Origin of the sequence: Streptomyces longispororuber (genome assembly GCF_024448165.1) — a bacterium.
Classification (GTDB): Bacteria; Actinomycetota; Actinomycetes; order Streptomycetales; family Streptomycetaceae; genus Streptomyces; species Streptomyces longispororuber_A.
Genome location: NZ_JAMOLN010000021.1, coordinates 45,267 through 66,612, shown reverse-complemented (window position 1 = coordinate 66,612; position 21,346 = coordinate 45,267). Strand labels below are relative to the sequence as shown.

Sequence of the window (21,346 nt, the reverse complement as noted above, 5' to 3'; positions counted from 1 at the left end):
GGGCGACCGCCACTGTCGGCTGCGGATCGTCGTGGCTGGTCGCGCAGTTCCCCGCGCCCCTGGCGGCGTCGGCCCCGGCACCGGCGGTGCCGGGGGCGGCGGTGGACTCCCCCATCGCTACGGGGCCTAGAGGCCCGACTCCGAGGTGCGGACCAGGATGCGGCGGCAGTTCTCGCAGCGGACCACCGCGTCGGGCGCGGCCGCGCGGACCTCGTTCAGCTCGGTGATGTTCAGCTCCAGGCGGCAGCCCTCGCAGCGGCGCTGGAAGAGCTTGGCGGCGCCCACGCCGCCCTCCTTCTCGCGCAGCTTGTCGTAGAGCTTGAGCAGGTCCGCGGGGATCGAGGCGGCGACGACCTCGCGCTCCTTGGTCACCGAGGCGGCCTCGGAGTCCAGCTCGCCGGCGGCCCGGTCGCGGCGGGACGTCGCGTCGTCGATCTTCGACTGGACGGAGGCGAGGCGCTCGCCCAGCTCGCCCGCGCGCTCCTGCGCGGACTCACGGCGCTCCATGACCTCGAGGACGACGTCCTCCAGGTCGCCCTGGCGCCTGGCCAGCGAGGCGATCTCCTTCTGGAGGTTCTCCAGGTCCTTGGGCGACGTCACGGCGCCGGAGTCGAGGCGCTGCTGGTCGCGGGCGGCGCGCTGGCGGACCTGGTCGACGTCCTGCTCGGCCTTGGTCTGCTCGCGGGCGCAGTCGCTCTCCTCGGTCGTCGCGGCGACGTGCAGGTCGCGCAGCTGCGTGAGGTCCTTGGTCAGCGACTCGATCTCGGCGTGCTCGGGCAGCGACTTCTTCTTGTGCGCGAGCTGCTGGAGGCGGACGTCCAGGTCCTGGACGTCCAGGAGGCGGATCTGGTCGGCGGGCGCGGCGTTCAGTTGGGGGCTCCAAAAGTAGACGTGGGTGCGGGGTTGGACGCCGCGTGGGCGGTCCAGGGGTCCGTGACCGTCTTCGAGACGTGGACGCGCAGGTCCCATCCGTGACGGTCGGAGATCTCGTCGAGCTGGGCTGCGGCCAGCTCGCACCAGGGCCACTCGGTGGCCCAGTGCGCCGCGTCGAGCAGCGCGAGGGGCTGTCGGGAGGCAGTCTCGCGGGCCTCGCTCACCGGGTGGTGGCGCAGGTCCGCGGTGAGGAAGGCGTCGACGCCCGCCGCCCGTACGTCGGCGAAGAGGCTGTCGCCCGAGCCGCCGGAGACCGCGATCGTCCGGATCGTCGCGTCGAGGTCGCCCGCGACGCGGATGCCCTGGGCGGTCGCGGGGAGGCGGTCGGCGGCGCGGCCGGCCAGTTCGCGCAGCGTGAGCGGGTGCTCCAGCTCGCAGACACGGCCGAGCCCGCGGCGGCCCGAGGGGTCCGTCGGGTCCGGCACGAGGGGGCGGACGACGCGGACGCCGAGGGCTCCGGCGAGGGCGTCACTGACGCCCGGGTCGGCCTTGTCGGCGTTCGTGTGCGCGACGTGCAGCGCGACGTCGTTCTTGATGAGGGTGTGGACGACCTTGCCCTTGAAGGTGTCGGCCGCCACCGTCGTCGTACCGCGCAGGTAGAGCGGGTGGTGGGTGACGAGGAGGTCGGCGCCGAGCTTCACCGCCTCGTCAGCGATCTCCTGGACGGGGTCGACCGCGAACAGCACGCGGCTCACCTCGGCGTCCGGGTCGCCCGCGACCGTGCCGACCGCGTCCCACGCCTCGGCGAGCGGGGCGGGCCAGAGGTCGGCGAGCGCGGCGGTTACTTCAGACAGACGGGGCACGCAGACAGGTTACCTGCGCCGCGCGCCCCGGCCCTAAGCGTGGTTACTTGACCAGGTCCGCGCGGAGGTCCTTGAGGACCTCGTCCGCGGCGGTGACGCCGAGGCCCAGGTACCAGGTCTCGTCCGGGACGTCCTTGGCCTGTCCGTTCTTGACGGCGCCGAGCTTCTTCCAGAGCGGGTTGTCCTCGGCGCTCGCGCGCTGGGTCTTCTTCGCGTCGCCGTAGACGCCGGTGAAGATCCAGTCGGCGTCCGCGGAGTCGATCTTCTCCGGGCTGATCTCCGTCGCCAGGTCGTTGATCTGCTGGTTCTTGGGCCGCGGGATGCCGGCGTCGTCGAGGATCGTGCCGATGAAGGACGCCTTGGCGTAGAGGCGGATGCGGTCCGGCATGTAGCGGAGCATCGTCACCGTCGGGGCCTTGCCGTCGTTCGCCTTCTTCACGTCGGCGCCGAGCTGCTTCACGTTCTTCTCGTACGCGGCGAGGTTCGTCTCGGCCTTCGCCTTCTCGTCGAGGGCGGACGCGTTCAGGAGGTAGTTCTCCTTCCACGTGAAGCCGGGGCGGATGGAGAAGACGGTCGGCGCGATCTTCGACAGCTGCGGGTAGAGCTTCGCGGCGCGCAGTTCGCTGCCGAGGATCAGGTCGGGGTGGAGGTTCGCGATGGCCTCCATGTTGAGGGCGTTGATGGTGCCCACGTTCTTCGGGCTGCCCGCGTCCTTCTTCAGGTAGGACGGGATGCCGTCGTCGCCCTCGGTGGGGGCGTAGCCGACCGGCTTGATGCCGAGCGAGACGACGTTGTCGAGCTCGCCGACGTCGAGGACGACGACGCGCTTCGGCTTCTGCTTCAGCTCGGTCTTGCCCAGGGCGTGCGTGACGGTGCGCGGGAACTGGCCGGCCTCGGCCGTCGTGCCCATCTTCGCCGTCTGTTCGGCGGCCTTCGAGAAGTCGTCGCCGCCCTGGGCGACGGCCTTGGAGCCCGCACCGTTGTCGCTCTTGGCCGATCCCTCGTCGTCCGAACCGGAGCCGCAGGCGGTGAGGGCGAGGGCGGCGGCCACGGTGACGGCGGTCGCCGTGATCCGGGTGCGGTTACGTATCGACATCGACGGGCTCCGGGTCGTGCTCTGGTGCACAGCATGCGCACAAGGATTGGTTAGGTAAACCTAACACCACCCGTACCGGGGTCCGTGAGCACACCAAGCACATCCTTCTCAGCCGATTCCGGACACCGCCACCCTTTGGTGTGAAGCGGTGGGCCGCAGGTGCCACGGAGGTACGTGCGAAAACTAGCTTCGGCCGTGAACAACCGGAGGTGAAAGATCCCCATGACGGCCCTGGCCATCGAAACCGAGACCGCGAGCGCGGCGGACACCGCGCCCGCGAGCCGGTGCGTGATCACCACAGACGCGTCGTACGCGGCCCGGCTCGCGCACGACGGGGCGAGCCCCGCCTCCTGGTTCCCGGAGCGGTGGACCCTGGACGGGCCCGAGCCGTACGCGGTGCCGCTGCCCGGCAACCAGCCGGAGGAGCCCGGCACCGACGTGCTGCCGCTGGCCGACGGCCGGGTGCTCATCAGGCGCCGGGCGGACGGCCGCCACCTGTTCTCGCTGCTCTACCCGACCGGGCCCGGCACCGGCGAGGTGCCGCTCGGCGCCGTGGAGTGCGGCGGAACGGCGGAGCTGACCCTGCTGCCGCCGGCGCCCGACGGCCGCCGCGCCTATGCGCTCGCCGTCGGCTCGGAGTCCACCGACGTCTGGCTGGTGGCGGGCGGCTCGTTCGGGCCGGAGCACGTGGCCGAGGTGCCGGGGCGGTGCTCGGGCGGGGTGTGGCTGGACCGTGCGGGGCGGCTCCTCGCGGTGGACCGCGCGGCGCCGGGCGGCGGCCCGGTCAAGACGGTCGCCGTCGATCTGGAGCGGGGCGGCGAGGTCTCCCCGCTGCTCCAGATCACCGAGGAGAGCGATGACCGGCTGCTGCTCGCCGATCTCGACAGCGGTCTCATCCTGGTCCGCTCGGATGCCGTGAAGCCGGGTGAACTCCGGCTCGGCTGGGGCGTGTTGGGCAGTACGCTGCCGCTCCGCTTCCCGCAGGGGCTGCGGCTCGCGGACTGCGCCCTGACACCGTTCGCCGTGCAGCCGGGGCAGACGCTGCTGCCGGAGAGCTGCGCGGTGGCGTTCCGGATCGACGGCCCCGAGGGCGGCGCACCGTGGCTCGGGGTGTGGCGGCCGACCGAAGGAACGATGCACCAACTGGCCGCGCCCGTCGGATGGTTGGCGGGCAGCGGCTTCTGGTCGAAGGACGGGGTGCTGTCCCTGCCGTACGTCACGGACGACGTGTCGTGCGGGCTCGCGCGGGTATCCGCTCCTGAGCCGCCGGCGCCGCGCGAGCCCGCGCAGTCCGCTCCCGAGGCGCCCGCGGCGCCGCGTCCCGTTCCACTGGGGCAGGCGCCGCTCGGTGGCCGGAAAGCGGGCGGTTAGACTCGCCCGGCTGTAAGTGAAGGATCTTGTACGGGTTTACGGGGTGAGTTTTCCGATGATGGAAAGCAACGGTACGAACGGCAGCACGGACACCGTGGAGCGCAGGGAGGCCACGGCCTCCGCTCCCGGTCGCCATCGAGGCGCGGTCGCCGCGTCGTCGGCGCAGAACGAGCAGCCGGAGCCGCGTGGTCGGCACCGGGGGGCTCGCGCCGAGGAGGCGTAGGAAGGTCCACGAGACGACAGGAGGGGCCCGGTTTCCGCCGGGCCCCTCCTGTCGTCTCCGCGTCGCGGTCAGCCGTGCTTGAGGCCGAGCACCTCCGCCGCCGCGAACGTCTCGTTCGGGGGGCGGTCCTTGTAGTGCGGGGTGAGCAGCGCGTCGAGTTCGTCGTAGGTGAACGCGTCCTTGGCGGTGTCGAACTTCGCCTGCACCGTGGGACGTTCGACGACGGCGACCATGCCGCCGTGCACCACGAGGAGCTGTCCGTTGACGTTCCCCGCGGCCGGTGCGGCGAGGTAGCCGACGAGCGGGGCGACGTGTTCGGGGGCGAGCGGGTCGAGCCCCTCGTCGGGCTCGGCGAACCCCGCGAAGACGTCCTCCGTCATACGGGTGCGGGCCCGCGGGCAGATCACGTTGGCGGTGACGCCGTACTTGGCGAGCGCGAGGGCGGTCGACGTGGTCAGTCCGACGATGCCGCCCTTCGCCGCCGCGTAGTTGGGCTGTCCTGCCGAGCCCGCGAGGAACGCCTCGGAGGAGGTGTTGACGATGCGGCCGTAGACCGGGGCACCGGTCGCCTTCGAGCGTTCGCGCCAGTGCCGGGCGGCGAAGTGGGTCGTGTTGTAGTGCCCCTTGAGGTGGACGCGGATGACCGTGTCCCACTCGTCCTCCGTCATGGAGAAGATCATCCGGTCGCGGAGGATGCCCGCGTTGTTGACCAGGATGTCGAGCCGCCCGTACGTGTCGACGGCCAACTGGACCAGTTCCCGGGCCTGTTGGTGGTCGGCGACGTCGCCGGTGTGGGCGGTGGCCGTGCCGCCCTGGTCGCGGATCTCCTGAGCGACCCGTTCCGCGGGGGTGGCGTCGGCCTCGCCCGAGCCGTCCCGGCCGGGCTGGCCGAAGTCGTTGACGACGACGTGGGCGCCGAGGCGGGCGAGTTCCAGCGCTTCGGCACGGCCGAGCCCTCGGCCGGCGCCGGTGACGATGGCCGTGAGGCCGGTGAGCGGCGTTGACATACGGTTCGGGTTCCTTTCGGGTGGGCGGATCAAGCCCCTCAGGGGGCACCTCCCAGCGTTAGCTGGGGGAGATTGAGGAGCGGGGTCCGGGGCGGAGCCCCGTGGCCGCAGTGCCGTTGCCGCTACAGCTCGATGCAGGTCCGCAGGGCGGCGCCCGTCCGCATCTGGTCCAGCGCCTCGTTGATCTCCGCCAGCGGCACCCGGTGCGTGATCAGGGACTCCAGGTCGATGCGGCCCGCCCGCCACAGGGCGATGGCGCGCTCGTAGGACTGGAGGACGTCGCCGCCGCCGTACATCGACGGCAGGATCCGCTTCTCGTCGAAGAACAGCTCGAACATGTTGAGCTGCAGGTTGTCGTCCATGGCGCCCGCGCCGACGACGACGAGCGTGCCGCCGCGCCGCGTCGTCTCGTAGGCGGTCCGCGCGGTGACCGACTTGCCGACGACCTCGAAGACGTAGTCGAAGCCCTCCCCCGCGGTGACGCGCTGCTTGGCGTCGGCCAGCTCGTCCGGTGAAACGGCCTCCGTGGCACCGAACGTGAGGGCTGCCGCACGCCGGGACGCCACCGGGTCGACCGCCACGATCTGTGCCGCGCCCTTGAGCCGTGCGCCCTGGATCGCCGAGATGCCGACGCCGCCGCAGCCGATGACGGCGACCGACGAACCGGCCTTCACGTCGGCCGTGTTGATGGCCGCGCCGAGCCCGGTGGTCACGCCGCAGCCGATGAGCGCGGCGATGTCGAAGGGCACGTCGTCGGGGATCGGGACGGCGCAGCCCGCGTCGACCACGACCTCCTCGGTGAACGTGCCGGTCCCGGCGAAGCCGAAGACGTCACCGCCGGGGCGCTTGAAGTTGGGCGTGCCCGCGTTCATGAATCCGGCCAGACAGAGCTGCGTCTGGCCGCGCTTGCAGGCGGGGCAGGCGCCGCACGCCGGGAGCCAGCAGACCAGAACGCGCTGACCTGCCGTCAGATGGGAGACGCCGTCCCCGACTTCGAGGATCTCGCCGGCGCCCTCGTGGCCGGGGATGAAGGGTGCGGGCTGCGGCAGCACCCCGTTCATCGCGGAGACGTCGGAGTGGCACAGGCCCGTCGCGCGGACCCGGATCTTCACCTTGCCCGGGCCGAAGCCGACCGCCTCGACGTCGTCCAGTACCTCGAGTTTGTCCTGGCCTATCTCGTGCAGTACGGCTGCTCGCATGGGGTGCGGCTCCTTCGCGTGACGTACCTACAGGTGGAATCAGCTGTGCTCGACGACCGTGTCGGCGAGGACCGGCGCCTCGTCGCGCTCCACCGCCACCACGGTGACCTGGACCCGGCCGGGCTCCTGCCACATGCGGATGCGCAGCGTCTCGCCCGGGTAGACGACGCCCGCGAAGCGCGTGGTGTAGCGGGTGATGCGGGAGACGTCGCCGTCGAGGACCGTGTCGACGACGGCCTTGAGGGTCATGCCGTACGAGCACAGGCCGTGCAGGATCGGCTTGTCGAAGCCGCCCAGCTTGGCGAACTCCGGGTCCGCGTGCAGCGGGTTCCAGTCGCCGGAGAGGCGGTAGAGGAGCGCCTGGTCCTCGCGGATGGGGCGGTCGACGGTGCGGTCGGGCGCGCGGTCCGGGACCTGGAGGCGGTCGGAGGGGCCGCGCTCGCCGCCGAAGCCGCCCTCGCCGCGGATGAAGATCGACGCGTCGCTGGTCCACAACGGCCCGTCGGCGTCGGCGACTTCGGTGCGCAGCACGACGACGGCGGCCTTGGTCTTGTCGTAGACGGCCGCCACCCGTGCGGCCGTCCGCGCGCTGCCCTCGACGGGGATGGGGCGGTGCAGTTCCACGGTCTGGCCGCCGTGCAGCACGTGCGCCAGGTTCACGTCGATGCCGGGGGCGGCGAGCCCGCCCATCATGGCCATGCCGGCGCCCGCGACCGTGGCGAAGCTCGGCAGGACGTGCAGCTTCGACTCCAGGGTGTAGCGCAGCTCGTCGGGGTCGGTGGCGGGGACGCCCGCGCCGAGGCCCAGGTGGTAGAGCTGGATGTCCTTGTGGCCCCAGGTGATCTCGGCGGTCCTGGGATCGGCGGCTATGGCCTTCGCGGCGTCGATGGGCATGGACGGGCGCTCCTAGGGCTGGCGGGTCGAGCTGGTCAAGACCTCGGTGCGGCCGTCCGCACCGTCGGTCGCACCGAGGTCGTCGCGGGCCGGGTAGAACCTGTTCCAATTCACCCGGCGACCCATGTATAGCCAAGAGCGCATGGCTTGGGAAGAGCCTCGGTACGTCTTTCTGACGCCACGTCAGAAAGCCCGTTGTGACATTTGTACCGGCGAGCCGCGGACAACCGGATCTGCCGCGCACCCGGCCCCGCTCCGTAGCGTTTTCCCCATGAAGACGACGAAGGCACCGGCCGTCTCGTTCACGGGGGCCGTCAAGACATTCGGTGAGGTACGGGCGGTCGACGGGCTCGACCTGGAGATCGGCGCGGGCGAGACGGTGGCGCTGCTCGGCCGCAACGGCGCGGGCAAGTCGACCGCCATCGCTCTGCTCCTCGGCCTGGACGAGCCGGACGAGGGCCACGTCGAGCTGTTCGGCACGGCGCCGCAGACCGCGGTGCTGGCCGGCCGGGTCGGCGCCATGCTGCAGGAGGGGCGGGCCGTCCCCCGGGTCACCGTCGCGGAGCTGGTCGGCTTCGTGGCCGGACGGTACCCGGAGCCGATGGCGGTGCCGGAGGCGCTGCGGCTCGCCGGGATCGAGGAACTGGCCGGGCGGCGCGTCGACAAGCTGTCCGGCGGGCAGACGCAGCGCGTGCGGTTCGCCCTGGCCCTCGCCGGGAACCCCGCGCTGATCGTGCTCGACGAGCCGACCGCGGCGCTCGACGTCGAGGCGCGGCACGCGTTCTGGGCGTCGATGCGGGCCTACGCACAGCGCGGTCACACGGTGCTGTTCTCCACGCACTACCTGGAGGAGGCCGACGCCAACGCGGACCGGATCGTGATGATCGACCACGGCCGGGTGGTCGCGGACGGCAGCGGCGAGGAGCTGCGCCGCGCGGGCGGCGGCAGCCTCGTCTGCTTCGACCTCGCGGGCCGCGGCACGGAGGGCCTCGCGCTGCTGCCGGGAGTGACGACGGTGGAGGTGCGCGGGGACCGGGCCCGGCTGCGCACCGAGGACTCGGACGCCACGGTGATGGCGCTGGCCGCCATGGACGCCGTACGGAACCTGGAGGTCTCCCCGGCCTCCCTCGACGACGCCTTCATGGCGCTGACCGCGGACCCCCGCGACCTGGAGCGTGTGTGATGTGGGACTACCTGCGGCTCGAAGTGAAGCGCACCCTGCGCGACATGCGGTTCGTCCTCGGCACCGTCGCGATGCCGGTCCTGATGTACCTCCTGTTCACCAACCTCGGTACGGACGACGGCACGTGGAAGACCGCGTCGATGGTCGGCATGGCCGCGTACGGCGCGCTCGGCGCGGCCATGAACACGGCGGGCGGCGTCGCCGAGGACCGGGCGATCGGCTGGCTGCGGCAGCTGCGGATCACCCCGATGACACCGCGCCAGGGCGTGACCGCGCGGGCGCTGACCGGTGCGGTGACGGTGCTGCCCGCCATCGCGGCCGTGATGCTCGCGGGCGGGCTGGTCAACGGCGTACGGATGGACGCCTGGAAGTGGCCGGTGATCGCGGTGCTGCTGTGGCTGGGCTCGCTGCCCTTCACGATGCTGGGCCTCGGCAACGGCTACCGGATGACGTCGCAGGCCATGGGCGGGGTCAACATGCTCAGCTATCTGGGGCTCGCGGTGCTCGGCGGCCTCTGGTTCCCGGTCCAGCTGTTCCCGGAGTGGCTGCAGCACGTCTCCGCCTTCACGCCGACCAACCGGTTCGCGCAGATCGGCCGCTCGGTCGCCGACGGGCACGCACCGTCGCTCGTGGCGCTCGGCGTCCTCACCGGCTGGCTGCTGGTCTTCGGTTCGTACGCTGTGGTCTCGTACCGCAAGGCCGCACGCACCATCTGAGCAACGGGGGATCGGACATGTCCTGGAGGAAGAGCGCCGTCAGCGGGTGGCGCGCCTGGCAGCAGGCGCGGGACGAGTGGAAGGCCGACAACGCGCGGATGAAGGCGCACCGCCGCAAGCACGGCAGGCCGGCCGAGGAACTGGGCCCGCCGCCCACCGGCTTCGCGCTGCTGCCCTGGCTGCTGATGGGCCTGGGCGCCGCCTCGAACCTCGTGCAGGGCAAGACCCCCCACCCGTGGGTCGGCGGCCTGGGCCTGTTCCTCTTCAACTCCCTCTACGTGTACGTGGTGTTCCGGGCCTTCCACAAGGTGACCCGGCACGCGACGTCGACCCGGGTCGCGGTCGGCGTGATGACGCTCCTCACCTGCGGTCTCGCGGGCACGTACGGCGGGGCCTGGCTGGCGCTCTTCCCGCTGCTCGGGCTCGCCGTCGGGGCGATCTCCCGGGGCCCGTACCTCGGCAAGGTCGGGCTCGCCCTGACCGTGCTCGCGGGCACCGTGGCCGGGCTGCGCGAGGGCTGGGACGCGGTGAGCGTCTCGTACGGCACGTTCCTGTCCACGATGGTGACGGCGGCGATCCTGTCGCTGTCCGAGACCGTACGGGAACTGCGGGACGCCCGTGAGGAGTTGGCCCGCCGGGCCGTGGAGCAGGAGCGACTGCGCTTCTCCCGCGACCTGCACGACCTGCTCGGCCACACCCTGTCGGTGATCGTGGTGAAGTCGGAGGCGGCCCGGCGGCTCGCGCCGCGCAGCATGGACGCCGCCCTGGAGCAGGTCTCCGACATCGAGGCGGTCGGCCGGCAGGCGCTCACCGAGATCCGCGAGGCCGTCACCGGCTACCGCGAGGGCAGCCTCGCCACCGAGCTGGACCGGGCGCGTTCGGCGCTGACCGCCGCCGGGATCTCCCCCGTGGTGCGCCAGTCGGGCCGGCCGCTCTCCGCGCAGACGGAGGCGCTGCTCGGCTGGGTGGTGCGCGAGGCGGTGACCAACACCGTCCGGTACAGCGGGGCCACCACCTGCACGATCACCGTCGACAGCACGCCGGAGCGGGCCAGGCTGCGGGTCTCCGACAACGGTTCGGGGCCGGCCGACGCCGCGACCCCCGGCATCGGCGGCACCGGTCTCAAGGGGCTCACCGAGCGGCTCGCGACGGCGGGCGGTTCCCTGAAGGCGGGCCCCGGTCTGCGGGGCGGGTTCACGGTGACCGCCGAACTGCCGGTGGGCGAGCGGGAGTCGCAGCCCGACGTGGCGCTGCCCGCGTAATCTCTCCCTGTGACAGAGATGCCTCAGGACCACCGCCCGGCCAAGAGCGTGCGCGTACTGCTCGCGGAGGACCAGGGAATGATGCGCGGCGCCCTCGCCCTCCTCCTCGGCCTGGAGGAGGACATGGAAGTCGTCGCGCAGGTCGCGGCCGGCGACGTCATCGTCGACAAGGCCCTCGAATGCCGCCCCGACGTGGCACTCCTCGACATCGAGCTGCCGGGCCGCAGCGGTCTGGACGCCGCCGCCGACCTGCGCGACGAGGTCCCGGACTGCCGGGTCCTGATCCTCACGACCTTCGGGCGGCCCGGCTATCTGCGCCGGGCGATGGAGGCGGGGGCGGCGGGGTTCCTGGTCAAGGACGGCCCGGTCGAGGACCTCGCCGAGTCCATCCGCAAGGTGCTGCGCGGCGAGACGGTCGTCGACCCGGCGCTGGCCGCCGCCGCGCTGTCGGCGGGGCCCAGCCCGCTGACGTCCCGCGAGGCGGACGCGCTGCGGGCCTCGGCGGACGGGGCGACCGTCTCCGACATCGCCACGAAGCTGCACCTCTCCGAGTCGACCGTGCGCAACTATCTGTCGTCGGCGATCGGCAAGACAGGGACCCGCAACCGCATGGAGGCGATGCGCTCCGCGCGTCAGCAGGGCTGGCTGTAACGGTCACCCGGCGACCGGTCACGGGGCGCTGCCCGGACCCCGCTCCTCAATCTCCCCCGGCTGACGCTGGGAGGTGCCCCCTGAGGGGCTTGAGGAGCGGGGCATCCAGAGAAGCAGTACCGCGACCGCGACGAGCAGGATCCCGGCGCCCGCCCGGAAGGCCGCGGCGTAACCGTGGGTGAGCGCAACGGGATCCGCCGAACCCGCGGAGCGCCCCGCCGCGACGGTCGAGAGGATCGCGAGGCCCAGCGCGCCCCCCAGCGTCCGGGACGTGTTGACGAGGCCCGACACCAGGCCCGCGTCACCGGGCGCGGCGCCCGACGTGGCCAGCGACGCCAGCGGGGTCATCGCGAAGCCCGCGCCCGCCATCATCACGATGCCCGGCAGCATGATGGTCACGACGTAACTGCCGTCGGCGCTCATCGTCGACTGCCAGGCGAACCCGGCCGCGGTCACGAGGACACCGGCCACCGCCACGTTCCGTGCGCCGAAGCGCGGCATCAGGCGCGGCGCGAACTTGGAGCCCGCGACGACCGCGAGCGAGCTGGGCACGAGGGCGAGGCCCGCCTCGATCGGCGTGTAGCCGAGGACGTTCTGCGCGTACAGCGTCATGAAGAACCACATGGCGAACGAGCCCATGCCGCACACGAACATCGCGGCGTTCGCGGCCGCCACCGAACGCACCTTGAACAGGGCGAGCGGCATCAGCGGCAGTCGCGTACGGGCCTCGACGACGAGGAACGCCGCGATCAGCGCGAGGGCCGCACCGAGCGGCACGAGGGTCGCCGCGGCGCCCCAGCCCTCGGCCTCCGTCTGCACGATGGCGTACGCGAGGGTCGCCGTGCCCGCGGTGACGAGCAGCGCGCCCGGCAGGTCGAGGCGGCGCTCGCCGCCCGCGCGGGACTCCTTGATCCAGCGGGCGGCGGCCGCGAGGACGACGGCGCCGAGCGGCACGTTGATGAGGAGCACCCAGCGCCAGTTCAGGCCCTCGGTGAGGACGCCGCCGACCAGGCCGCCGGCCGCGCCGCCGCCCGCGCCGACCGCGGTCCAGGTGGCGATGGCCCGGGCCCGGGCCGCGCCCTCGGGGACGGCGGAGGTGAGGATGGTCAGGGTGGAGGGGGCGAGGACCGCGGCGCCCAGGCCCTGCACGGCACGTGCGGCGAGCAGCTGCCAGTCGTCCTGGGCGAGCCCGCCGGCGAGCGAGGCGAGGGTGAACAGGCCGAGGCCGACCAGGAACATCCGCTTGCGCCCGAACAGGTCGCCCGCGCGCCCGCCGAGCAGCATGAAGCCGGCGAAGGCGATCGAGTAGGCGTTCACGACCCACTGCAGGCCCGAGGCGCTGAGCCCGAGGTCGGCGCGCATGGAGGGCAGCGCGACGTTCACGACGGAGACGTCGAGCACGACGAGGAACTGTCCGGCACAGGCCACGGCGACCACCAGCCAGGTGGGCGGTGCGGGCCTTCGGTCACGTATCGCGGCATCTGCGGCGGTCGGGGTCTGGAGCATGGATGTCATGGTCGCAGGGCGAGCGCACCCCGTACATCAGGATTTCGGCGCAGCGGTCCCGGGGCTCCGGGTCTACGGCCCGGGTCCTAGGACCCGATATTGCGTTGCCGCCGGGCGGTCCGGTCCGGAGAATCCCCGGGTGACCTCCACCGTCTTCTCCCACAAGCCCGTGCTGACCGGCGAGCGGGTCGTGCTGCGGCCGTTCACCGGGGCCGACGCCGAGACCATGGCCGGGATCATCGCGGATCCCGAGGTGCTGCACTTCACCGGCGGTGACACCGCTTTCACGCCGGAGCGGCTGCGCGAGTGGTACGGCTCGCGCGGTGCGCAGGACGACCGGCTCGACCTGGCCGTCACGGACCGTGCGACGGGCGAGCTGGTCGGCGAGGTCGTCCTGAACGAGTGGGACCCGGCCCACCGCGGCGCCACCTTCCGCACCCTGATGGGCCCGCGCGGCCGGGGCCGCGGGCTGGGCACCGAGGCGACCGGCCTGATCGTCGGGTACGGCTTCGAGACCGCCGGCCTGCACCGCATCCAGCTGATGGCGTTCGCGGACAACCACCGGGCCCGGCACGTGTACGAGAAGGTCGGCTTCGTCCTGGAGGGCGTGCACCGCAGCAGTCAGCTGCGGGACGGCGTCTGGCAGGACGAGGTGACCATGGCGGTCCTCGCCGACGACTGGCGGGCCCGCTGACCGTCGGCCGCCGTCAGGCCCGCCGCACCATGGTCACCACGGCCGCGCCGCCGAGCCCGATGTTGTGCGCGAGTCCGGTGCGCGCCCCGGTGACCTGCCGGGCGCCCGCCTCGCCGCGCAGCTGCCAGGTCAGCTCGGCGAGCTGGGCGATGCCCGTGGCGCCCAGCGGGTGGCCCTTGGAGATCAGGCCGCCGGACGGGTTCACCACCCACCGGCCGCCGTACGTCGTCGCGCCGGACTCGACGAGCTTGCCGGACTCGCCCTCGCCGCACATGCCGAGCGCCTCGTACGTGAGGAGTTCGTTGACGGAGAAGCAGTCGTGCAGTTCGACGACGTCCACGCCGTCGATGCCGGTGCCCGACGCCTCGTAGACCTGGCGGGCGGCCGCCCGCGACATGGGCTGTCCGACGACGTCGATGCACGAGCCGGACGCGAAGGACTCCTCGGTGTCCGTGGTCATCGCCTGGGCGACGATCTCGACAGCCCTCTCCCCCAGGCCCCGTTCCTCGACGAAGCGTTCGGAGACGACGACGGCCGCCGCCGCGCCGTCGGAGGTCGGCGAGCACTGGAGCTTGGTGAGCGGGGTGTGGATGGCCTTGGCGGCGAGGATCTCGTCGACCGTGTACGCGTCCTGGAACTGGGCGTACGGGTTGTTGACCGAGTGCCGGTGGTTCTTGGCGCCGACCGCGGCGAGCTGGGCCGCGGTCGTGCCGTACTTCTCCATGTGCTCGCGGGCCGCGTCGCCGAAGATCTGGGCGGTGGGCGGACTCATCTCGAAGCCGTGCCGGGCGGCCATGATGCCGTAGTGGCGGGCCACCGGGGACGTCTTGAAGTCGGCCCCGGCGTCGGCCCCGCCGCCGAGCGCGCCGCGCTGCATCTTCTCGAAGCCGACGGCGAGCACGCAGTCGCTGGTGCCGCCCTCGACGAACTGGCGGGCCATCATCAGGGCGGTGGAGCCGGTCGCGCAGTTGTTGTTGACGTTGTAGACGGGGACGCCCGTCAACCCCAGTTCGTAGACGGCGCGTTGACCTGCCGTGGAGGCCTGGAAGCAGTAGCCGACGGGGACCTGCTGCACGTCGCCGTAGGCGATCCCGGCGTCGGCGAGCGCGGCACCGCCCGCCTCCTTCACCATGTCCCAGTACTGCCAGTCCCGGCTCTCGGGCTTCTCGAACTTGGTCATGCCGACGCCGACTATGTACGACTTCATGGCTGCGCAGCCCTCCTGCCACTACCTGACGGACCGTCAGATAGTGGCAGGGCGGAGCGATTAACGGAAGGCCGCGTGCCCCGTCAGCGCCTGGCCGAGCGCGAGCGTGTGCATCTCGGAGGTGCCCTCGTAGGTGAGGACGGACTCCAGGTTGTTGGCGTGCCGGATCACCGGGTACTCCAGCGAGATGCCGTTCGCACCGAGGATCGTGCGGGCGGTGCGGCAGATCTCGATGGCCTCGCGCACGTTGTTGAGCTTGCCGAAGCTGATCTGGGCCGGGTGGACGCCCGCCTCCGAGTCCTTGAGCGCCGACAGGTGCAGCGCGGTGAGCGTCGCCTTGTGGAGTTCGAGGGCCATGTCGACGAGCTTCTGCTGGGTGAGCTGGAAGCCCGCGATCGGCTTGCCGAACTGCTCGCGCTGCAGGGCGTAGTCCCGCGCCGCCGTCCAGGCCGAGCGGGCCGCGCCGGTGACGCCCCAGACGATGCCGTACCGGGCCTCGTTCAGGCAGGTCAGCGGTGCGCCGACGCCCCGCGCCCCGGGGAGCTGGGCCGAGGCCGGGAGCCGTACGCCGTCCAGCACCAGCTCGCTCGTCACCGACGCGCGCAGTGACATCTTGTGCTTGATCAGCGGGGCGGAGAAGCCGGGGGCGTCGGTGGGCACGACGAAGCCGCGCACCCCGTCCTCGGTCTGCGCCCAGACGACGGCGACGGCCGCCACCGAACCGTTCGTGATCCACATCTTGCGGCCCTCGAGGATCCAGTCGTCGCCGTCCCGGCGCGCCCGCGTCGTCATGGAGGCCGGGTCGGAGCCGTGGTCGGGCTCGGTCAGGCCGAAGCAGCCGATGGCCTCGCCCGCGGCCATCTTGGGCAGCCACTCCTGCTTCTGCTCCTCGGAGCCGAACCGGTGGATCGCGAACATGGCCAGGGACCCCTGGACCGAGACGAAGGAGCGCAGCCCTGAGTCGGTGGCCTCCAGTTCGCGGCAGGCGATGCCGTACGCGCGGGCCGACAGGCCGGCGCAGCCGTACCCCTCCAGGTGCATGCCGAGCAGGCCCATCTTGCCGAACTCGCGGGCGAGTCCGGGCAGGTCCGGCAGCTCGCCCGCCTCGAACCAGCCGGCGATGTGCGGCTCGACCTTGTCGTCGAGGTACTGGCGCACCGTGTCGCGCACGGCGCGCTCCTCGTCGGTGAGGAGTGCTTCGAGGTTCAGCGGGTCGACGGGGTCGAGGGCGGGGAACGGCATGGGACTCAGGCTCCTTGCGGTGAGGGTGGTGGTGCGGCTCAGTCGGACGGGTTCAGGAGACGGTCGATCTCCTTCTCCTCGTACCCGAGTTCGGCGAGTATCGCGCGGCTGTCCCGGCCCAATGTGGGCGGGGCGCTGCGGACCGGCGGGCGTTCGCCGCGGAACGTGACGGGGAACGCGACCTGCTGGAGGGGGCCCACGTCCGGGTGCTCGACCGTCCGCACCATGCCGAGGGCCGCGGTCTGCGGGCAGGCGTAGACCTCGTCGAGGGTGCGGATGGCGGCGACGGGGACGCCGAGCGGCTTCAGCAGGGCGGTCCAGTGGGCGACCGGCTCGTCGACGAGGACGGACTCCAGTTTGGCGTTGAGCGCCGTGCGGTGCGCCACGCGGTCGCGGTTGGCCGCGAACCGGGCGTCGTCCGCCCACTCCGGGTGGCCGAGGGCGGTCACCAGGCGGCGGAACAGGGCGTCGTTGCCGACCGCGATCACGAAGTGGCCGTCGGCGGCCGGGTACGCCTGGTACGGGACGAGGCTGGGGTGGCCGGAGCCGAGGCGCGTGGGGCGCTCGCCGGTCGCGAAGTAGCCGGTGGCCCAGTTGATGTGCAGGGCGAGCTGGGACTCGTACAGGGACGTCGTGACGTACTGGCCGTGGCCGGTGCGCTCGCGTTCGACGAGGGCCGCGTTCACGCCGATGAGGCCGAAGAGGGCGGCGCCGAGGTCGCCCATGGCGTAGCCGGCCTTGACGGGCGGTCCGTCGGGTTCGCCGGTGAGGGACATCAGGCCCGCGCTCGCCTGGGCCACCATGTCGTAGCCGGGCTCGTCGCGCAGCGGTCCGGTGTCGCCGAACGCGGAGATGTGGAGGATGACCAGGCGCGGGTAGCGCTCGCTCAGTTCCTTGTAGTCGAAGAGGCGGGCCAGCGAGGAGCCGGGGCGGAAGTTCTCCACCATGACGTCCGCGTCGGCGAGCATCCGGTGCACGGCCTCCTGGCCGCCCTCGGACTTGAGGTCGAGGGTCACCGAGCGCTTGTTGCGGTTGGCCGCCAGGTAGTAGGTGGCGTCGGGGCCGTTGAAGGGTGGGCCCCAGGAGCGGGTCGGGTCGCCGCCGTCGGGGTGCTCGACCTTGATGACGTCGGCGCCGAGGTCGGCCAGCGACATGGTGACGTACGGGCCCGCGAGGATCTTGGAGAGGTCGACGACCTTCATGCCCTTCAGGGGCGCCGGGTTCTGGTCAGGCACGGTCGGTCTCCCGGAGGTCGGCGAGCGGGACCCGTCCACCGTCCGCCAGCGCGGTGAAGTGGTCCAGGGCGGGGCGGGGCAGCGCGGCCGGGTCGTCGGTGACGGCGCTGTAGGCGCGCGCGACGAGGAGGGCGCGGCCGTCGCCGGTGGTGCGCGTCTCGTGGTCGGCCTGGTCGTGCAGCAGCGTCTCCATGACGGCGCGGGTCAGCTCGTCGGCGTACCGGCCGATCCGCATCTCCTGCTCGTCGGGCGGGAGTTGGAGGAGTGCGTCGCCCTTCTTGCGGAGCAGTTCCCAGCGGTCACGGGTGGCCGGGCGGTCGCCGTAGGCGTCGGCGAGGGTGGCGTGGGCCTGCTGGCGGCGCATGCAGCGCAGGACGTCGAGGGCGATGACGTTCGACGATCCCTCCCAGATGGAGCCGAGGTGGGCGTCGCGCACCAGGCGCGGGTTGACCCAGTCCTCGATGTAGCCGTTGCCGCCGCGGATCTCCATGGCCTCGCCGGTGACGGTGCGGGCCCGCTTGCACAGGGTGTGCTTGGCGAGCGGGGTGAGGACGCGCACCAGCGCGCGGGCGTCGGCGTCGCCGGCGTCGGCCTCCGTGAGCCGGGCGGCCGCCTCGATCACCAGGTGCAGGGCTGCTTCGGTGTCGAGGATCATCGGGAGCAGCGTGGCCCGCATCAGCGGCTGGTCGAAGAGGGGCTTGCCGAAGACGTGCCGGACGCGGGTGTGGTCGACCGACTCGCGGACGGCGCGGCGCATCAGGGCGGTGGCGCGCATGGCGTTGGAGAGCCGGGAGACGTTGAGCATCTCGGCCATCTGCCGGAATCCGTCGGTGAGTTGGCCGACGGGGGTCGCGTACGCCTCGTCGAGGGTGACCTCGCCGCTCGCGATGGACCTGGAGCCGAGCTTGTCCTTGAGGCGGTCGATGCGGATCTCGTTGCGGCTGCCGTCGGGGCGCAGGCGCGGTACCAGGAACATGCCGAGGCCGCGGGTGCCGTCGCCCTGGCCGGGGACGCGGGCGAGGGTGAGGATCACGTCGGCGGACGGGTTCGAGGCGAACCACTTCTTGCCGGTGAGCGTCCAGTGCGTGCCCCGGTCGGTGGCGACGGTCTCCGTCAGCCCCACGTCGGTGCCGCCCTGCTTCTCCGTCATGAACATCGCGCCGGTGGCCCGGAGTCCGGGGTCGGTGGAGGACAGGGCGGCTATCTCGTCCGCGTACCGCTCGGCGTCGAACAGGCGCAGGATGCGGGCGGCGGAGTCCGTCATGGAGAGCGGGCAGGCCATGCCGAACTCGGACTGCACGTAGAGGGAGGAGAGGGCGTACTTGACCGTGTGCGGGACCTTCGTGGGCCAGCCGAGGACACCGGGCCTGTGGGACATCGCGGCGAGTCCGAAGCGCTCGTAGGCGATGGCCGCGGCCTTGTCGTGGGCGGGGTGGAAGGCGATCTCGTCGACGCGCTCGCCGTCGGCGGCGTACTGGACGAGGCGCGGCGGGTGGGCGTCGGCGAGGGCGGCCTGCCGGTCGAGGTCTCCCGCGGCGAGCTCGCCGAGGTCGGCGAGGAGCGGCTCGACCCGGGCGCGGTCGTCGGCGGCGAGGACGCGGTCGAGCAGCGGGCGCAGGGCGGGGTCGCGGTCGGCGTAGTTCAGGGGCGTTTCGGTGGGCACGGGTGACTCCGGGTCAGGCGGGTTGTGCGGTACGGGAGTTGGTGGCCGGTGCGGTTTCGCGGTCGCCGGTGCGGGCGAGCAGCGGCAGGACGCCCGCCAGGGTGATCGCGGTGTAGGCGAGGCCGAGGGCGACGACCGGCCAGATCGAGCCGAAGGCGGTGAGCAGGTACTGGGAGACGATCGGCGCGGTCCCGGCGAAGAGGGTCGTGCACAGCTGGTAGGACAGCGACATGCCGGTGTAGCGGACCTCGACGGGGAACACGCGGGCGAGGATTCCGGCGAGTGCGGCGTAGTACATGGCGTGCGGGAACGTCGCGAGGCCCATGCCGAGGACGGCGAGCCAGAAGTTGCCGGTGCCGACGAGGACGAACATCAGCGGCAGCACGACGAATTCGGGCAGCAGCATCCACAGCACGGCCTTGCGCACCGGCCACTTGCTCGCCAGCACCGCGCCGAAGGGCTGCACGACCACCTGGACGACGAGCGCGAGGGCGATGACCGTGAGGAACGTCGACCGGTCGAAGCCGAGGTCGGAGGTGGCCCAGGACAGGGCGAACGTCGTCTTCACATAGGTGATGGCGACGCCGGCGGTGCCCGCGAGGACGCCCAGGACGACGAGCAGCGGGTAGTGGGTCAGCACGGTCTTGATGGGGAGCTTGACCGGCTTGTCACGGGCGAGGGCGGCCTGCATCTCGGGCGTCTCGGCGAGCCTGAGGCGGATGAAGAGGCCGACGGCGACCAGGACGGCCGAGAACAGGAACGGGACGCGCCAGCCCCACGACTCGAAGGCGGCGTCCGGGAGTTGGGCGATGCCGAGGAAGGCGATCGTGGCCAGCAGGTTGCCGACCGGGGAGCCCTGCTGGGCGAAGGCGCCGTAGAGCAGCTTGCGCCTGGGCGGGGCGTACTCGGTGGCGATGAGCACGGCGCCGCCCCATTCGCCTCCCATGGCGACGCCCTGGATCATGCGCAGCAGGATCAGCAGGACCGGGGCGGCGGCGCCGATCTGGTCGTAGCCGGGCAGCAGTCCGACGCAGAAGGTGGCGGCGCCCATCATCGTGAGCGTGGTGACGAGGGCCTTCTTGCGGCCGTACCGGTCGCCGAAGTGCCCGAAGATCAGGCCGCCGAGCGGGCGGGCGAGGAAGCCGACCCAGAAGGTGGCGAAGGCGGCGAGGGTGCCGACGGCGGGTGAGGCGCCGGTGAAGAAGATCTTGCCGAGGACCAGCGCGGACGCCGATCCGTAGATGTAGAAGTCGAACCACTCGATGGTGGTGCCGACGAAGGCGGTGACGCCGGCGCGACGGGCGTCACGGGCCCGGCTCGCTGCGTCCCCGGGGACGGGGGCGGCTTGCGGCATGACGAGCGTCCTCTCGTAGCGGCAGATCCCGCTGCGGAGAACGACAGGTGCGGCCCGCCCTCGCTCCGTCGCGAGACGTGGATCACTCTGCACCGCGCCATTAGGTGGTGTCCAAGACCAATAACGCCCTGGATTGAGACGTCATCCAGCATGATCCTGTGCGTCGGGCGGCGTCGGCAGCACTTCCTCCGCCACGCGCAGCACGGCCTCCAGGGCCGCCGACTTGTTGCCGGTGCGCCAGCCGAGGGCGATCGGCAGGACGGGCACCTCGTCCCCGACGAGGGGCCGGAACACCACGTGTTCCAGATGGATGCTGCGGGCGGACTCGACGACCACGGCGACCCCGACACCGGCGCCCACCAGGGCCAGCATGTTGTACGAGTCCGGGGCCTCCTGCGCGATCCGGGGCGCGAACCCGGCGTCGTGGCAGGCCTGCACCATCGCCTCGCGCACCGCCGACTCCCGGGAGAGCGGGAACGTCACGATGGGTTCGCCCGCCAGCTCCCGCACGGGCACCTCGTCGCGGGCCGCGAGCGGATGGCTGTCGGGCAGGGCGAGCACGAGGCGCTCCATGCGGACGACGCGGGCGGTGATGCCGCGCCGCACCGGGAGCGCCACGAAGCCGACGTCGAGGGTGCCGTCGGTGACCCGGCGCAGCGCCTCACCGGTGTAGGTCTGCCCCATCAGCACCAGTTCGATCCCGGGGTGCTGGGAGGTGACGGCGCGGGTGAGCAGCGGCAGCGCGGAGTAGCTGCTGGCGCCCGCGAAGCCGACGGTGACCCGGCCGACCTCGCCGAGGTGCGCGGCGCGCACGGTGCGGCGGACGGCGGAGGCGTCGGCGAGCAGCCGCCGCGCGGGCTCCACGAGCGCCTGCCCGGCCGGGGTGAGACGGACGGTGCGGGTCGTGCGGTCGAAGAGCCTGACCCCGAGGTCCCGTTCGAGGAGCCTGATCTGCTGGCTGAGCGGCGACTGCGCGATGTGCAGGCGCTCGGCGGCCCGCCCGAAGTGCAGTTCCTCGGCCACGGCCACGAATCCGGTGAGGTGTTTGAGCTCCACGGGGGCGACGATACGTCGACCTGTGGGATGCTCCGCCCGGAGATCGTTGTG

At 72.2% G+C, this 21,346-nt stretch carries 19 protein-coding genes; 6 read left to right on the top strand and 13 right to left on the bottom strand.

Annotation, left to right across the window (positions count from 1 at the left end):
• Positions 1 to 126 precede the first annotated feature (126 nt).
• From M4J07_RS08845 to M4J07_RS08835, 3 genes are read right to left on the bottom strand one after another with little or no spacing between them, the layout of a single operon-like run.
• Positions 127 to 870 carry a zinc ribbon domain-containing protein gene (locus tag M4J07_RS08845; protein ID WP_255969259.1) on the bottom strand — a complete coding sequence of 248 codons (744 nt, stop codon included), beginning with the start codon at positions 868 to 870 and terminating at the stop codon, positions 127 to 129.
• A complete protein-coding gene (locus M4J07_RS08840) occupies positions 867 to 1,736 on the bottom strand; it encodes a Nif3-like dinuclear metal center hexameric protein (protein WP_255969225.1) in 870 nt (289 codons plus the stop codon). Before M4J07_RS08840 ends, M4J07_RS08845 begins: the two co-directional genes overlap by 4 nt.
• A 43-nt stretch (positions 1,737 to 1,779) precedes the next feature.
• Positions 1,780 to 2,832: an ABC transporter substrate-binding protein gene (locus M4J07_RS08835; RefSeq protein ID WP_255969223.1), complete on the bottom strand. Its 1,053-nt coding sequence runs from the start codon at positions 2,830 to 2,832 to the stop codon at positions 1,780 to 1,782.
• Positions 2,833 to 3,054: 222 nt separating this feature from the next.
• Between M4J07_RS08835 and M4J07_RS08830 the strand changes: the two genes are divergently transcribed.
• Positions 3,055 to 4,203 (top strand): hypothetical protein, encoded by a 1,149-nt coding sequence (locus tag M4J07_RS08830; protein WP_255969221.1) that lies wholly within the window; start codon positions 3,055 to 3,057, stop codon positions 4,201 to 4,203.
• 291 nt (positions 4,204 to 4,494) lie between these two features.
• On the opposite strand, the gene M4J07_RS08825 is transcribed toward M4J07_RS08830, so the two are convergent.
• The 3 genes from M4J07_RS08825 to M4J07_RS08815 form a co-directional block, all read right to left on the bottom strand.
• Entirely contained in the window at positions 4,495 to 5,433 is a 939-nt protein-coding gene (locus tag M4J07_RS08825) for a 3-oxoacyl-ACP reductase (RefSeq protein WP_255969219.1), read from the bottom strand.
• A 122-nt stretch (positions 5,434 to 5,555) separates the two neighbouring features.
• The gene (locus M4J07_RS08820; RefSeq protein ID WP_255969217.1) at positions 5,556 to 6,632 is read right to left on the bottom strand and encodes a Zn-dependent alcohol dehydrogenase; all 1,077 of its coding nucleotides are present in this window, start codon (positions 6,630 to 6,632) and stop codon (positions 5,556 to 5,558) included.
• 39 nt (positions 6,633 to 6,671) lie between these two features.
• The gene (locus M4J07_RS08815) at positions 6,672 to 7,526 is read right to left on the bottom strand and encodes a MaoC family dehydratase (RefSeq protein WP_255969215.1); all 855 of its coding nucleotides are present in this window, start codon (positions 7,524 to 7,526) and stop codon (positions 6,672 to 6,674) included.
• A 271-nt stretch (positions 7,527 to 7,797) separates the two neighbouring features.
• On the opposite strand from M4J07_RS08815, the gene M4J07_RS08810 reads away from it, so the two are divergent.
• The 4 genes from M4J07_RS08810 to M4J07_RS08795 are packed head-to-tail and all read left to right on the top strand — an operon-like array spanning position 7,798 to position 11,338.
• Positions 7,798 to 8,709, top strand: coding sequence for an ABC transporter ATP-binding protein (locus M4J07_RS08810; RefSeq protein ID WP_255969213.1), 912 nt, complete (start codon positions 7,798 to 7,800; stop codon positions 8,707 to 8,709).
• Positions 8,709 to 9,425 carry an ABC transporter permease gene (locus M4J07_RS08805; RefSeq protein ID WP_255969211.1) on the top strand — a complete coding sequence of 239 codons (717 nt, stop codon included), beginning with the start codon at positions 8,709 to 8,711 and terminating at the stop codon, positions 9,423 to 9,425. Before M4J07_RS08810 ends, M4J07_RS08805 begins: the two co-directional genes overlap by 1 nt.
• A gap of 17 nt (positions 9,426 to 9,442) precedes the next feature.
• Complete coding sequence (locus tag M4J07_RS08800) at positions 9,443 to 10,687, top strand: sensor histidine kinase (RefSeq protein ID WP_255969209.1); 1,245 nt, start codon at positions 9,443 to 9,445, stop codon at positions 10,685 to 10,687.
• 18 nt (positions 10,688 to 10,705) lie between these two features.
• Positions 10,706 to 11,338: a response regulator transcription factor gene (locus M4J07_RS08795; protein ID WP_255969256.1), complete on the top strand. Its 633-nt coding sequence runs from the start codon at positions 10,706 to 10,708 to the stop codon at positions 11,336 to 11,338.
• Between the two features lie 18 nt (positions 11,339 to 11,356).
• Here the strand turns inward: M4J07_RS08795 and M4J07_RS08790 are convergent, their stop codons facing one another.
• Positions 11,357 to 12,853: an MFS transporter gene (locus M4J07_RS08790; protein ID WP_374215015.1), complete on the bottom strand. Its 1,497-nt coding sequence runs from the start codon at positions 12,851 to 12,853 to the stop codon at positions 11,357 to 11,359.
• A 130-nt stretch (positions 12,854 to 12,983) separates the two neighbouring features.
• On the opposite strand from M4J07_RS08790, the gene M4J07_RS08785 reads away from it, so the two are divergent.
• A complete protein-coding gene (locus tag M4J07_RS08785) occupies positions 12,984 to 13,538 on the top strand; it encodes a GNAT family N-acetyltransferase (protein ID WP_255969205.1) in 555 nt (184 codons plus the stop codon).
• A 13-nt stretch (positions 13,539 to 13,551) separates the two neighbouring features.
• On the opposite strand, the gene M4J07_RS08780 is transcribed toward M4J07_RS08785, so the two are convergent.
• The 6 genes from M4J07_RS08780 to M4J07_RS08755 form a co-directional block, all read right to left on the bottom strand.
• On the bottom strand, positions 13,552 to 14,745 hold the full coding sequence (locus M4J07_RS08780; protein WP_255969204.1) for a lipid-transfer protein: 1,194 nt from the start codon (positions 14,743 to 14,745) through the stop codon (positions 13,552 to 13,554).
• 60 nt (positions 14,746 to 14,805) lie between these two features.
• Positions 14,806 to 15,987, bottom strand: a complete 1,182-nt coding sequence (locus M4J07_RS08775) for an acyl-CoA dehydrogenase family protein (RefSeq protein WP_255969202.1) — start codon at positions 15,985 to 15,987, stop codon at positions 14,806 to 14,808.
• A gap of 38 nt (positions 15,988 to 16,025) precedes the next feature.
• A complete protein-coding gene (locus tag M4J07_RS08770; protein ID WP_255969201.1) occupies positions 16,026 to 17,222 on the bottom strand; it encodes a CaiB/BaiF CoA transferase family protein in 1,197 nt (398 codons plus the stop codon).
• A complete protein-coding gene (locus tag M4J07_RS08765; protein WP_255969199.1) occupies positions 17,215 to 18,885 on the bottom strand; it encodes an acyl-CoA dehydrogenase family protein in 1,671 nt (556 codons plus the stop codon). Before M4J07_RS08765 ends, M4J07_RS08770 begins: the two co-directional genes overlap by 8 nt.
• Before the next feature lie 13 nt (positions 18,886 to 18,898).
• On the bottom strand, positions 18,899 to 20,239 hold the full coding sequence (locus M4J07_RS08760) for an MFS transporter (RefSeq protein WP_255969197.1): 1,341 nt from the start codon (positions 20,237 to 20,239) through the stop codon (positions 18,899 to 18,901).
• 141 nt (positions 20,240 to 20,380) lie between these two features.
• On the bottom strand, positions 20,381 to 21,295 hold the full coding sequence (locus M4J07_RS08755) for a LysR substrate-binding domain-containing protein (protein ID WP_255969195.1): 915 nt from the start codon (positions 21,293 to 21,295) through the stop codon (positions 20,381 to 20,383).
• Positions 21,296 to 21,346: the final 51 nt, after the last annotated feature.

What these genes read in the sequence shown, in the direction of transcription:
- M4J07_RS08835 (WP_255969223.1), bottom strand. Translation starts at nt 2,832, where the DNA reads ATGTCGATACGTAACCGCACCCGGATCACGGCGACCGCCGTCACCGTG.
- M4J07_RS08790 (WP_374215015.1), bottom strand. Translation starts at nt 12,853, where the DNA reads ATGACATCCATGCTCCAGACCCCGACCGCCGCAGATGCCGCGATACGT.
- M4J07_RS08805 (WP_255969211.1), top strand. Translation starts at nt 8,709, where the DNA reads ATGTGGGACTACCTGCGGCTCGAAGTGAAGCGCACCCTGCGCGACATG.
- M4J07_RS08820 (WP_255969217.1), bottom strand. Translation starts at nt 6,632, where the DNA reads ATGCGAGCAGCCGTACTGCACGAGATAGGCCAGGACAAACTCGAGGTA.
- M4J07_RS08830 (WP_255969221.1), top strand. Translation starts at nt 3,055, where the DNA reads ATGACGGCCCTGGCCATCGAAACCGAGACCGCGAGCGCGGCGGACACC.
- M4J07_RS08815 (WP_255969215.1), bottom strand. Translation starts at nt 7,526, where the DNA reads ATGCCCATCGACGCCGCGAAGGCCATAGCCGCCGATCCCAGGACCGCC.
- M4J07_RS08800 (WP_255969209.1), top strand. Translation starts at nt 9,443, where the DNA reads ATGTCCTGGAGGAAGAGCGCCGTCAGCGGGTGGCGCGCCTGGCAGCAG.
- M4J07_RS08795 (WP_255969256.1), top strand. Translation starts at nt 10,706, where the DNA reads ATGCCTCAGGACCACCGCCCGGCCAAGAGCGTGCGCGTACTGCTCGCG.
- M4J07_RS08775 (WP_255969202.1), bottom strand. Translation starts at nt 15,987, where the DNA reads ATGCCGTTCCCCGCCCTCGACCCCGTCGACCCGCTGAACCTCGAAGCA.
- M4J07_RS08825 (WP_255969219.1), bottom strand. Translation starts at nt 5,433, where the DNA reads ATGTCAACGCCGCTCACCGGCCTCACGGCCATCGTCACCGGCGCCGGC.
- M4J07_RS08760 (WP_255969197.1), bottom strand. Translation starts at nt 20,239, where the DNA reads ATGCCGCAAGCCGCCCCCGTCCCCGGGGACGCAGCGAGCCGGGCCCGT.
- M4J07_RS08780 (WP_255969204.1), bottom strand. Translation starts at nt 14,745, where the DNA reads ATGAAGTCGTACATAGTCGGCGTCGGCATGACCAAGTTCGAGAAGCCC.
- M4J07_RS08810 (WP_255969213.1), top strand. Translation starts at nt 7,798, where the DNA reads ATGAAGACGACGAAGGCACCGGCCGTCTCGTTCACGGGGGCCGTCAAG.